Source organism: Mycobacterium sp. 1423905.2, assembly GCF_001673155.1.
Classification (GTDB): Bacteria; Actinomycetota; Actinomycetes; order Mycobacteriales; family Mycobacteriaceae; genus Mycobacterium.
Genome location: NZ_LZLE01000208.1, coordinates 1 through 11,516 on the forward strand (window position 1 = coordinate 1; position 11,516 = coordinate 11,516).

An 11,516-nucleotide genomic window follows, 5' to 3' on the forward strand; every position below is an offset into this window, starting at 1 on the left:
GGCCGGGCCCGTGGTCGCTGGCGTGGTGGGTTCGCGCCGCTTCTTCTACGACGTCTGGGGTGACGCGGTCAACGTCGCATCGCGGATGGAATCCACCGACTCGGTCGGCCAGATCCAAGTTCCCGACGACGTCTATCAGCGGCTCAAGGACGACTTCGAGTTCGAAGAACGCGGCCGGATCAACGTCAAAGGCAAAGGCATCATGCGCACCTGGTATTTGACCTGCCGCAAGAAGGCCGAGCGGCCGACGGAAGCACTCGTCGAAGAACCGCACACCGCCGCCCGCGTCTGACCTCGGTAGGCCCCTGTACCAAGCCCGCCACATGCGTCACACTGTTGGCCATGGAACCAAGCCACGTGTCCAGTCCCGCTCCCAACCCCGTCCCGAATCTGCTGCCACACCTGTGGAAGTCAACGCTGGTATCCGGACTTCTGTCGGTGGTCCTCGGCATCTTCGTGCTGGCCTGGCCGCAGATAACCCTCCTCGTAGCGGCCATTGCTTTCGGCGTTTATCTGCTTGTTGCGGGTGCTGCCCAAGTCGCATTCGCCTTCGCGCTGCACGCATCCGCGAGCAGTCGCATCTTGCTGTTCGTCAGCGGTGCAGCATCGTTGGTTCTAGCGCTGCTGGCGTTGCGGCATTTTGGGAACGCCTGGCTGCTACTCGCCATATGGATCGGTGTCGGATTTGTCTTTCGCGGCGTCGCCACAACGGTCTCCGCAATTAACGACCCCCACTTACCGGGCCGAGGATGGAACATCTTCATCGGCGCCATCAGCGTTTTGGCGGGCGTTGTTGTATTGGCTTCGCCCATCAACTCACTGATCACTCTCGCCCTAGTGATCGGCATCTGGCTGGTGGTCATCGGCGTCTTCGAGATGGTGTCGGCGTTCGGCATTCGTAAGGCATCGCAAGAGCTGCCATTCCAACAACGCCGGACCCCGATCGACGGTGGTGTCGGCCCGCAGAGCTCGGACCTGCCTAGGTCATAGGTGTCGCCGGCGCGGCAGGAATTCCAACGACAGCAGCACTATCAGCAACGAAACCACTTGAGTCATGGAGACCAGCGCGTAACGACGCTCGTTCATGGCGTGGAACTTGCCGAGGTACCGGTACAGCGACTCGAGTGCGATCAGCGGGTCAAGGACATGAATCAGCTGATAGAACAAGCGCTGCAGGCGCGTTCGGTGCGGCGCGTCGAAGATGTCCGGGAATGCGGCGAACGCCAGTGAAACCCGTTGTCCGCCTGACTCTTTGGCAGCGGTGATCATGTCGACGATAAGCCGTTCGTCTACCCCGTTGGGCGCGCCGCGGCGCCGTCGCGGCACGTCGAGGGAATAGTCGCTGCCGCCGCCGGCCGTGGTGAATCGATCGAAAGCCTGCACCTGGCCGCACGCGTCTCGAGCAACGACCAACTGCACGCCCGGGTATCGGCCCTCGAGTACGCCGTCGAGGTTCATGACGAACCCGCGATCGCTGCGCGCTCCCTTGGTCGAGGCCAGCAGCATTTCGGTCAACTCCGCGCGCTGGCCGTCGTTCAGTGCCTGTTCGGCCACGATCTCGGTGGTGATACCGGCGTTGTGGGTGCGGTTGACCGCTTGACGCAAGTTACGGAATTTGCGTCCGACCATTTCAAAGTTCGCCACGTCAACGACGACGTCGCGCCCGATCGGGATCGGCCGTAGCCTTCGACCGAGTTCGGCGCACTGGCCCCACAGCGGCAGTCGCCGCTGACTGCAGCCCACCACCACGATCCGCCAGCCCCGAGTACGGCACATGGTGACGAAACCGGACACCAACTCACCGAACCGGCCCTCCTCACCGATCGGGTCGCCGGCGACCACCGCGAACCCCATCCGCGTCCGATACGCCAGCGCCGCCGCGCCGTCCGGAGTGAAGTAGTGACACTTACCGGCCTGCATCGCGAAGGGCGCCAAGGCGTCAGCGCGGGTGGCGTTGACCAAGGCCCACACTCTGGGCAGGTCCTGTGGTCGTGGGTGCGACGACGTGGGCCACATCAGCGCCAGGCCGGATCCGGCAATCAGGACTTCGCCGATGATGTTGAACAGCAACACGTGCGCGCCGAGGCCCGCGATCAGAAACAGGGCGGCCGCCGTGGCGTGCTTCGCTGTCACCGGACGGCCGAGGAAGATGCCGCGGGCGATGAATGCCACCGCCGCGAGGATGGTCAGTGACCAGCTCAAGCGGCCGGCGGCGTGCCAATCCTCGTGCCGGTAGTTGCGAGCTAATATCGCGATCAACCAGCATGCCGCGCACAGCAGGGCCAGCGATCCCAGGCAGCGGGCGATCAGCGAATCTACTTGGACGACAACATGTTCGCGCGCGCGGAACCTCGCCAGGACGTCGGCCGAGGGCTCTTTCACACTCACCTCCCCGATGAGCTGCCGCCTAGACGCGAGGTTACGCCTGGTCAAAGCTGCGACGGAGGTACTCGAGTACCCGAGATGACTATCGGCGCGCGGCGGGAAAGTATTTCAAGACGCCTTCTTGAACCACGGTCGCGAGCAGTTGACCATCGCTGTCGAAGATGTGTCCGCTGCCCAGGCCACGGGAATCGGCGGCGACCGGTGACGAGGTCGAATACAGCAGCCAGTCGTTGAAGTTGACCGGCCGGTGAAACCAGACGGAATGGTTGGCGGACGCCGCGAAGATGCGGTCGAATCCCCATGACAACCCATGCCTGGTGATCACGGAGTCCAGCACGGTGGTGTCCGAGGAGTACAACATGGTCGCCGTGTGCAGCATCGGGTCATCGGGTAGCACGCCCAAGGCCTTCACCCAGACCCGGTTGTAGGACAGGCGCTCACCCTTGTCCCGCATCACCCAGGCGGGGTCGTTGGTGTAGCGCCACTCGATCGGCTGCAACGCGTTGACGAAGTGCGGGACGGTCTTTTCGTAGCCGCGTAGCAGGTCACCGATTTTCGGCAGGTCATGCGGCGGCGGGACGGGCGGCGGTTCGACGGCGTGCTCGAGTCCGGCGCCGCCGGACATGTAGGAGATCATCGCCGACGACAGCAGGGTTCCGTCTTGCACCGCGTCGACGCGGCGGTTGGCGAACCGGCGTTCGTCGCGCAGGCGCGTCACGTGGAATTCGATGTCCTTGGACGTATCGCCACCGTTGACGAAGTGCACCGAAACCGCGCTGGGCGGCAGGTCGTCGCGGGTCAGCGTGCGGGTGGCGGCGACGAACGACTGAGCCATCAATTGACCGCCGAACGTGCGCATCGGGTTCTTACTGGGGTGGCACCCGATGAACCGGTCGTCGGTGACTCGATTGAGATCCAGTACCGCCAGCAACTCGTCGAAGTCGGACAACTAGACGTCGTCCTCGCCGATCCGGTGCACGTGGATCAGGTTGGTCGAGCCGACTGTCCCGGGCGGCGCGCCCGCGACGATCACCACCAGGTCGCCGCGCTTGTAGCGGCCCAACTCGAGCAGGGATTTGTCGACCTGGCGGATCATGCCGTCGGTGGACTTCATGTGCGGCACGATGAACGTCTCGGTGCCCCAGGTCATGGCGAGTTGGCTGCGCACTTCGGGCAGATCGGTGAAGGCCAGCAGCGGCAGCGGGGTGTGCAGCCGGGCCAGCCGCCGCACGGTGTCCCCGGACTGGGTGAACGCGACCAGCGCCTTGGCGTCGAGTCGTTCGCCGATGTCACGGGCGGCGTAGGAGATCACGCCGCGCTTGGTGCGCGGCACGTGGGTCAACGGTGGCGCCGCCGTGGAATTCTGCTCGACGGCGCACACGATCCGGGACATCGTCTTGACCGCCTGTAAGGGGTACTTCCCTACCGACGTCTCCCCGGAGAGCATCAACGCGTCGGCGCCGTCGAGGACGGCGTTGGCGACGTCGGAAGCCTCGGCGCGGGTGGGGCGGGAGTTCTCGATCATCGAGTCGAGCATTTGGGTCGCCACAATCACCGGCTTGGCGTTTTCCCGGGCGATCTGGATGGCCCGCTTCTGTACCAGCGGCACCTCTTCCAAGGGCAGCTCGACGCCTAGGTCGCCGCGGGCCACCATGACTGCGTCGAAGGCCAGCACGATCGCTTCCAGGTTGTCGACCGCTTCGGGTTTCTCCAACTTCGCGATGACCGGCACCCGCCGCCCGATGCGATCCATCACCTCATGGACCAGTTCGACGTCCGAGGGCGAGCGCACGAACGACAGTGCCACCATGTCGACGCCCAGCTTCATGGCAAAGGTCAGATCCTCGACGTCTTTGTCCGAGAGCGCCGGGGCGGACACGTTCATCCCCGGCAACGAGATGCCCTTGTTGTTGCTGACCGGGCCGCCCTCAATGACGGTGCAGACGACGTCGTCGCCGTCGACCTCCTCGACCACCAACCCGACCTTGCCGTCGTCGACCAGTACCCGGTCGCCCGATACGGCGTCCTCAGCCAACCTCTTATAGGTAGTGGAGACGCGGTCGTGACTGCCTTCGCACTCGGCGACGGTGATGCGAATGGTTTCGCCGTCGGCCCAATAGGTGGGCCCGCTGGCGAAACGGCCCAGCCTGATTTTCGGGCCCTGCAGGTCGGCCAGCACCCCGACCGCGCGGCCGGTCGCGTCCGAGGCGGCCCGCACCCGCTTGTAGGCGGCCTCATGATCGCTGTAGTCGCCGTGGCTGAAGTTCAAGCGGGCGACGTCCATTCCGGCTTCGACCAGCGCTCTGACCAAGTCGTCCTTTGCGGTGGCCGGCCCCAGAGTGCAGACGATCTTCCCGCGTCTAGTCACGACGACAAAGCATAGTCCCGCTAACCGGCCTCAGGGTGTCATGACGGCGTCTACCTCGGCTTCTTGTCGATGCGGATGTGACGCTGGCCACCATGGCCGCTATCAATGCAGGTAGAACCCGCGGAATGGGTCGCGTCACATTATTGACCCATGCAACAATGGTCCGGCGACATGCACTGACCTCGGAAAAATATCCCGGTTTGACGGAGGGCTGGTATGGGCACTTCCTGCGACATGATTTCACGCCACGTTGTTCGTTTCGTCGGTCCGGCGGTGATCACCGCCTGGGGTTTGAGCGCTTCGATCGTCTCTGGCTCCGGCATTCCCGCGGCGTCCGCCGATTGTCCCGATGCCGAGGTGGTTTTCGCGCGCGGCACGGGTGAGGCTCCGGGTGTCGGCCCGACGGGTGAGGCGTTCATCAACAACTTGCGCCCGCGCATCGGCGGCAAGTCATTGGGTGTGTACGCGGTCAACTACCCCGCCAGCGACCAGTGGGCGACGGGCGTCGACGGCGTTCGGGACGCGGGCGCTCACGTGAACAACATGGCGCACACGTGCCCCAAGACCCAAATGGTGCTCAGCGGCTTTTCCCAAGGGGCGGCCGTGATGGGCTTCGTCACGTCGGCGACAGTTCCCGATGGAGTGGATCCCAACACCGTGCCGCGGCCACTGGACCCGGAAGTGGCCAACCACGTCAGCTCGGTGGTGCTATTCGGCTTGCCGAATACGCGGGCCATGGAATTTTTGGGCCAGCCGATGGTCGCTATCGGTCCGCTGTATCAGGCCAAGACCCTAAAGGTGTGCGCGACCGATGACCCGGTGTGCTCGGAAGGGTTGAATTTCGCCGCGCACAATAGCTACGCCGACGGAGGCGCCATGATCGACCAAGGCGCGGCCTTCGCGGCCGCCAGGATTGGCGCGAGCCCGGGCGGTCCGCCTCCGCCGCCGCCTCCTGCTGAGCCGGGCGGCTTCGGCGAGTGAGCTTCTGACTGGCCTCTCGGTCCGTCACACCTATCCGGCGGATAGCGTCGGCACCAGTGGGAAGCCCGGAAGATTACGGATCACGGTCCAGCCGACCATCGCGACCACAATCGCGACCATGAGCGGGATGGACAACGCTGCGCGGCCACGGTAGCGGCGCGTGACCACCCAGGCCGCCAGCAGCGGTATGCCGACCAGCAGGAAAACGTTGTCGTTGATGCTGGCAGCCAGATCGCCGTGCAGTAGGTCGTGCATCATGCGTAGGCCGCCGCACGCGGGGCAGTTCCAGCCGGTGAACAGTTTGAACGGGCACTGCGGGTAGACCGAGTTCGTGTTGTGCGGGTCGACGAGGGCAATGTAGCCAAGCGCCCCGGCCAGCACGACGGCCGAACCGGCGGCGTACATACCGCCGCGATGTCCCCGTGTGCGGGCGATTCGGTCAGGTTCCATCGCGCAACGGCCGACCGGACGGGTCGCAGACGCGGTCGGTGAGGATCAGCAAAGCGTCGATGGTGCCCCAGACGATGGCGCCGACGCCGCAGGTGAACCAGCCGACCAGCAGCTGCGCGACGCCCAAGCCGGTCTGACCGATGTAGATGCGACCCAGTCCGGCGATTCCGAAGAGTCCCAGCAGCTGCAGCAGACCGGCCACTGTCTTCGACTTGTCCGAAAACGGTCGGCCGGTGACGGGATGGCGACCAAATGGGGCGGATGCGTCGTGGTAACCGCTGGGTTGGGCATACTCGGGCTGATACGGCGGCGGGTAGCCCGGGTGCTGGTTCGCCTGTCCGGCTTCCCAGGCCGATGACTGGTCGGTCACGGAAACCAGCATGCCAGACCAGGCAGTTACCGGCCCGAGCGCCGCCGTATGCCGCGCAGTCGGGTTCGCCAGTTCCCACGTGTCGAGTCGGCGGCATCCACGGTGGCCGCCGAGGCGGGGTCGGGCTGGACCGCTGGCTTCTCGGCTTCGGCCGCGGGTTCGTCTTCCGATGTCTCGATGGCCTCTGCCTTCGTGTCCGCGCTCTCCGCGTCCGGCTCGGCCGCCGCCGCCGCGGGTTCCTCGGATTCGTCGGCTTCGGCCGCGGGCGCGGCGACTTCCGGCGCTTCGCGCTCCGGCGCCTCTGTTTCGGCGATCTCCGGCTCCGACACGTCTCCGTCACTGGGCGCCGCCTCGACCGCTTCGGCCGCTGTGGCCTCTGTGACCGCCCCCTCAACGTCCGGCTCGGCCGGCTCAGCGTCGGCCTCAGGCGCCTCGGTCGTGGGCTGTTCGGACTCGTCGGCCTCGGCCGCGGGCGCGGCCACTTCCGGCGCCTCCGGCTCCGGCGCCTCAGCCTCAGCGACCTCCGGCTCCGACACGTCCCCTGCACTGGGCGCGACCTCAACCGCTTCGACCGCTTCGGCCTGCGCGGCCGCCCCCTCAACGTCCGGCTCGGCTTCGGCGTCAGCCTCAGGCGCCGCGGTCGTGGGCTGTTCGGATTCGTCGGCCTCGGCCGCGGGCGCGGCCACTTCCGGCGCCTCCGGCTCCGGCGCCTCAGCCTCAGCGACCTCCGGCTCCGACACGTCCCCGTCACTAGGCGCGGCCTCGACTGCTTCGGCCGCTTCAGCCTGCGCGGCCGCCCCCTCAACGTCCGGCTCGGCCTCGGCATCAGCCTCAGGCGCCTCGGTCGCAGGCTCCTCGGGCGCGGCCACTTCCGGCGCCTCGGGCTCCGGCGCTGCCGCCTCGGCGGCCTCCGGCTCCGACACGTCCCCGTCACCAGGCGCGACCTCGACCGCTTCGGCCGCTTCGGCCTCTGTGGCCGCCGCATCAACGTCTGGCTCGGCGCCCTCAGCCGCTGGCTCTTCGGTCGGCGCGGGCTCCGACGCGCCTTCGGCAACCGCCTCGGTCTCCGGCTCGAGAGCCGCCACCATCTCGGGCGTGTCCGAAGACCCACCCGGTGCGTCGGTCGCTGCTGCGCCGGCAGATGAGGACCCGACGGTGACGAGCTCCGCGGGCTGCGGTTCGATCTCGTCGTCGGCGGCATCGACGTGGCCACGCGCGGTCGCCGGGTCCTCTTGACCCTTCGGCGCCACCATCACATAAACGACCGCCCCGATGAACACGAAAGTGGAGGTGAACGAATTGATCCGGATGCCGGCAATGTGTGTGGCCGTGTCATCGCGCAGCAATTCGACGCAGAAACGTCCGACGCAGTAGCCCGCGACATACAGCGCGAACAAGCGCCCATGGCCCAGGGAGTACCGGCGATCCAAATAGATCAGGACCACGAAAACCAGTACATTCCAGAGCAATTCGTACAGGAACGTCGGTTGCACCACCATCGCCAGCTGCCCGGTGGAGACACCGTCGAGCGAATGCACGTCGACGAAGCCCGAGGGGTCGCGACGGTAGAAGATTTCCAGGCCCCACGGCAGCGTGGTTTCTCGGCCGTAAAGCTCCTGGTTGAAGTAGTTCCCGAGCCGGCCGATCGCCTGCGCCAGCACGATTCCGGGCGCTATCGCATCGGCGAAGACCGGCAGTGGGATCCCACGGCGTCGACAGCCCAACCACGCTCCCACGCCGCCGAGGGCGACCGCACCCCAGATGCCCAGCCCGCCGTCCCAGATTCGCAGGGCCGCACCCAACCCGGCTCCACCCGGACCGAAGTAGGTGGGCCAGTCGGTGGCCAGGTGGTAAAGCCGGCCGCCGATCAGGCCGAAAGGCACGGCCCACAGCGCGATGTCGTAGGTCACGCCACGCTCACCACCACGTGCGGCGAAACGTCGGTCCCCGATCACCAAGGCGACCAGGATGCCGATGATGATGAATAAGGCGTAGGCGCGGAGGGGTAGAGGCCCAAGATGCCAGACACCTCGGGGCGGACTCGGGAAATAGGCGAGCCAAGTCGTGGTCATGCGGAGATCCTTTGCCGCACACCTGCAGCGAGCTCTTCGGTCAGTGCCCGCAATTTCGGCAAGCCTTCGCCCAACGCGGAGACCAAGGCCGAACCGACGATGACACCGTCGGCGTAGCTGCCAATCTGCGCGGCCTGCTCCCCGGACCGCACGCCCAGCCCGACTCCGACGGGTATGTCGGAAACCTCCTTGACCCTGGCGACCAGCTCAGGGGCGGCATTCGAAACCGCATCGCGCGCCCCCGTGACGCCCATCGTGGACGCCGCATAGACGAATCCGCGGGTGGCGTGGACGGTGTTCACCAGGCGCTCGGGTGTCGAGGCGGGCGCGACCAGAAAGATTCTGTCCAGCCCATGCTGTTCCGACGCGGCCATCCACTGCTGGGCCTCGTCGGGAATGAGGTCAGGAGTGATCAACCCCTGACCGCCGGCGGCGGCCAGATCCCGAGCAAACGCGTCGACTCCGTAGCGCAAGACCGGATTCCAATAGGTCATCACCACGGCACTGCCACCGGCTCGACTGATCGCCTCGACGGCGGCCAGGGTGTCGCGCACCCGCACTCCCCCACTAAGGGCCGCCTCGGTGGCACGTTGAATGGTCGGCCCGTCCATGCCGGGGTCCGAATACGGCACCCCCACTTCGACGATGTCGCAACCGGCTTCGACCAGCGCCGTCATCGCCGTAACCGAAGTCGTCACGTCGGGATAACCGGTCGGCAGATAACCGATCAGGGCCGCGCGATCATTCGCCTGACAGGATGCGAAGAGCGGTCCTAGCCGGCTTGCCTCGCTTTGCTCCACCGTCATCATCTGCTCAAGCCTGGGTGCCCGACGGGCCCATCAGGCCGAACCACTTCGCGGCTGTCTCGACGTCCTTGTCCCCTCGGCCGGACAGGTTCACCACAATGACCGCCCCCCTTCCCATCTCCTTGCCCAACTTGAGGGCACCGGCCACCGCATGCGCGGATTCGATGGCCGGAATGATGCCTTCCATTCGACTGAGCAGCCCGAACGCGTCCATCGCCTCTGAATCGGTGATGGGCTCGTACTGGACCCGTCCGGTGTCTTTCAGCCACGCATGTTCGGGCCCGACCCCGGGGTAGTCCAGACCTGCTGAGATGGAATGGGATTCGATGGTCTGCCCGTCCTCGTCCTGCAGTAGGTAGGAGAACGATCCCTGAAATGCTCCGGGTGAACCGCCGGTGAATGTCGCTGCGTGACGGCCGGTCTCGACCCCATCACCGGCCGCCTCGTACCCGACCAGGCGAACCCCGGGGTCGTCGATGAACGGGTGAAAGATGCCGATCGCGTTGGACCCTCCCCCGACGCACGCCACCACCGCGTCGGGCAATCTGCCCGCCTGCTGCTGAATTTGAAACCGCGTCTCCAAACCGATGATCCGCTGAAAGTCACGCACCATGGTGGGAAAGGGATGCGGTCCGGCAGCGGTCCCGAAACAGTAATACGTGTTGTCGGCGTTGGTAACCCAATCCCGGAATGCCTCGTTGATCGCGTCTTTGAGTGTCCGGGAACCGGTTTCAACCGAAACGACGTGCGCGCCCAGAAGGCGCATGCGGGCCACGTTGAGCGCCTGACGGGCAGTGTCGACCGCTCCCATGTAGATGACACAGTCCAAGCCGAGCAGTGCACACGCGGTTGCGGTGGCCACCCCGTGCTGGCCTGCACCGGTCTCGGCGATCACTCGGGTCTTGCCCATCCTGCGCGCCAGCAGTGCCTGGCCGAGCACATTGTTGATCTTGTGAGAACCAGTGTGGTTCAGGTCTTCTCGCTTGAGGAAGATGCGCGCGGACCCGGCGTGCTCGCCCAGCCGGGTGGTCTCGTAGAGCGGTGAGGGGCGACCGGCGTAGTGCGTCTGCAAGTCGTCGAGCGTATCCAGGAAATCCTGATTGACACGTTCCTTCTCGTAGGCGGCGGTGACTTCTTCGATCACCGCCATCAGCGCCTCGGGAACGTAACGGCCACCGTAGACACCGAAGTGTCCTCCCGAATCAGGCTCGTGCCGAGTGGGTTCGGCAATGGCGGCACTGGTGCGCGGGAGTCCCGGGCGAGATAGATCTGCCATGACTACGGCTCGATGTGGACGCGGCTCAGCAACGGTTAGCGAACCGGTTTGGGACAGGACGGATGGGTGCCCGCGGTAACCAGGTCGGCAACCGCGGCGCGCGGATCACCGCTTTTGACCAGACCTTCACCGACCAGCACAGCATCCGCACCCGCACCCGCATACGCCAGCAGATCACCGGTGCCCCGCACACCGGATTCGGCGATCCTGATCACCTTGCTGGGTAGCCCAGGGGCGATTCTTGCAAAGCAGTCCCGGTCGACTTTGAGCGTCATCAAATCGCGTGCATTGACGCCGATCACACTGGCCCCGGCCTTCAACGCCCGGTCGGCTTCTTCTTCGGTGTGGACCTCGACCAACGCGGTCATACCGAGCGATTCGGTGCGGTCCAGCATCGACACCAACGCCGACTGGTCCAGCGCGGCGACGATGAGCAGCAGCATGTCGGCACCGTGCGCACGCGCCTCGTGGATCTGGTACGGCTGAATCACGAAATCCTTGCGCAGCACGGGGATTGAGACCGCGGCACGCACCGCGTCGAGGTCCTCCAAAGAGCCGTGGAAACGGCGCTCCTCGGTGAGAACGCTGATGATTCGCGCGCCGCCGTCCTCGTAGGCCCGGGCTAGCTTGGCCGGGTCGGCGATGGTCGCCAGGGATCCGGCCGACGGGCTGGCGCGCTTGACTTCGGCGATGACGCCGATGCCGGGCTGGCGCAGTGCGGCCATCACGTCCAGAGGTGGCGGCGCTGCTGCTGCGGCTGCCTTGATTTCCGCGAGACTTATGCGGGCTTCGCGCGCGGCAACGTCGG

General features: G+C 65.8%; 11 protein-coding genes and 1 pseudogene. 3 read left to right on the forward strand and 9 right to left on the reverse strand.

Annotated features, from left to right (window positions below; genetic code table 11):
* Both A9W95_RS12210 and A9W95_RS12215 read left to right on the forward strand, forming a co-directional pair.
* On the forward strand, nucleotides 1–292 hold a 292-nt coding region (locus A9W95_RS12210; protein WP_216638162.1), incomplete at its 5' end, for an adenylate/guanylate cyclase domain-containing protein.
* Nucleotides 293–342: 50 nt separating this feature from the next.
* A pseudogene (locus A9W95_RS12215) lies at nucleotides 343–918 on the forward strand (HdeD family acid-resistance protein); the annotation flags it as partial.
* A 66-nt stretch (nucleotides 919–984) separates the two neighbouring features.
* Here A9W95_RS12215 and A9W95_RS12220 read toward each other — a convergent pair.
* The 3 genes from A9W95_RS12220 to pyk form a co-directional block, all read right to left on the reverse strand.
* Nucleotides 985–2,382 carry a bifunctional lysylphosphatidylglycerol flippase/synthetase MprF gene (locus tag A9W95_RS12220; RefSeq protein WP_067412650.1) on the reverse strand — a complete coding sequence of 466 codons (1,398 nt, stop codon included), beginning with the start codon at nucleotides 2,380–2,382 and terminating at the stop codon, nucleotides 985–987.
* Between the two features lie 85 nt (nucleotides 2,383–2,467).
* Nucleotides 2,468–3,334, reverse strand: a complete 867-nt coding sequence (locus A9W95_RS12225) for an acyl-CoA thioesterase II (protein ID WP_067412652.1) — start codon at nucleotides 3,332–3,334, stop codon at nucleotides 2,468–2,470.
* Nucleotides 3,335–4,753: a pyruvate kinase gene (gene pyk / locus A9W95_RS12230; protein WP_067412655.1), complete on the reverse strand. Its 1,419-nt coding sequence runs from the start codon at nucleotides 4,751–4,753 to the stop codon at nucleotides 3,335–3,337.
* Between the two features lie 216 nt (nucleotides 4,754–4,969).
* On the opposite strand from pyk, the gene A9W95_RS12235 reads away from it, so the two are divergent.
* Complete coding sequence (locus A9W95_RS12235) at nucleotides 4,970–5,734, forward strand: cutinase family protein (protein ID WP_067412658.1); 765 nt, start codon at nucleotides 4,970–4,972, stop codon at nucleotides 5,732–5,734.
* Between the two features lie 30 nt (nucleotides 5,735–5,764).
* Here A9W95_RS12235 and A9W95_RS12240 read toward each other — a convergent pair whose 3' ends face one another.
* The 6 genes from A9W95_RS12240 to trpC all read right to left on the reverse strand — a co-directional run.
* Nucleotides 5,765–6,139 (reverse strand): DUF2752 domain-containing protein, encoded by a 375-nt coding sequence (locus tag A9W95_RS12240; protein WP_156746169.1) that lies wholly within the window; start codon nucleotides 6,137–6,139, stop codon nucleotides 5,765–5,767.
* Nucleotides 6,140–6,173: 34 nt separating this feature from the next.
* Nucleotides 6,174–6,566 carry an NINE protein gene (locus A9W95_RS12245; protein WP_067412664.1) on the reverse strand — a complete coding sequence of 131 codons (393 nt, stop codon included), beginning with the start codon at nucleotides 6,564–6,566 and terminating at the stop codon, nucleotides 6,174–6,176.
* A gap of 14 nt (nucleotides 6,567–6,580) precedes the next feature.
* Nucleotides 6,581–8,626 carry a prolipoprotein diacylglyceryl transferase gene (gene lgt / locus A9W95_RS12250; RefSeq protein WP_067412666.1) on the reverse strand — a complete coding sequence of 682 codons (2,046 nt, stop codon included), beginning with the start codon at nucleotides 8,624–8,626 and terminating at the stop codon, nucleotides 6,581–6,583.
* Complete coding sequence (trpA, locus tag A9W95_RS12255; protein ID WP_156746167.1) at nucleotides 8,623–9,435, reverse strand: tryptophan synthase subunit alpha; 813 nt, start codon at nucleotides 9,433–9,435, stop codon at nucleotides 8,623–8,625. The genes lgt and trpA overlap by 4 nt, the downstream gene beginning before the upstream one ends.
* A gap of 4 nt (nucleotides 9,436–9,439) precedes the next feature.
* Nucleotides 9,440–10,708 carry a tryptophan synthase subunit beta gene (gene trpB, locus A9W95_RS12260; RefSeq protein WP_067412669.1) on the reverse strand — a complete coding sequence of 423 codons (1,269 nt, stop codon included), beginning with the start codon at nucleotides 10,706–10,708 and terminating at the stop codon, nucleotides 9,440–9,442.
* 35 nt (nucleotides 10,709–10,743) lie between these two features.
* The coding region (gene trpC / locus A9W95_RS12265; protein WP_067412674.1) for an indole-3-glycerol phosphate synthase TrpC at nucleotides 10,744–11,516 on the reverse strand (773 nt) is incomplete at its 5' end.

Coding starts and splice junctions, on each gene's coding strand:
- A9W95_RS12240 (WP_156746169.1), bottom strand. CDS start 6,139: ATGTACGCCGCCGGTTCGGCCGTCGTGCTGGCCGGGGCGCTTGGCTAC.
- A9W95_RS12245 (WP_067412664.1), bottom strand. CDS start 6,566: ATGCTGGTTTCCGTGACCGACCAGTCATCGGCCTGGGAAGCCGGACAG.
- trpA (WP_156746167.1), bottom strand. CDS start 9,435: ATGATGACGGTGGAGCAAAGCGAGGCAAGCCGGCTAGGACCGCTCTTC.
- A9W95_RS12235 (WP_067412658.1), top strand. CDS start 4,970: ATGGGCACTTCCTGCGACATGATTTCACGCCACGTTGTTCGTTTCGTC.
- lgt (WP_067412666.1), bottom strand. CDS start 8,626: ATGACCACGACTTGGCTCGCCTATTTCCCGAGTCCGCCCCGAGGTGTC.
- trpB (WP_067412669.1), bottom strand. CDS start 10,708: ATGGCAGATCTATCTCGCCCGGGACTCCCGCGCACCAGTGCCGCCATT.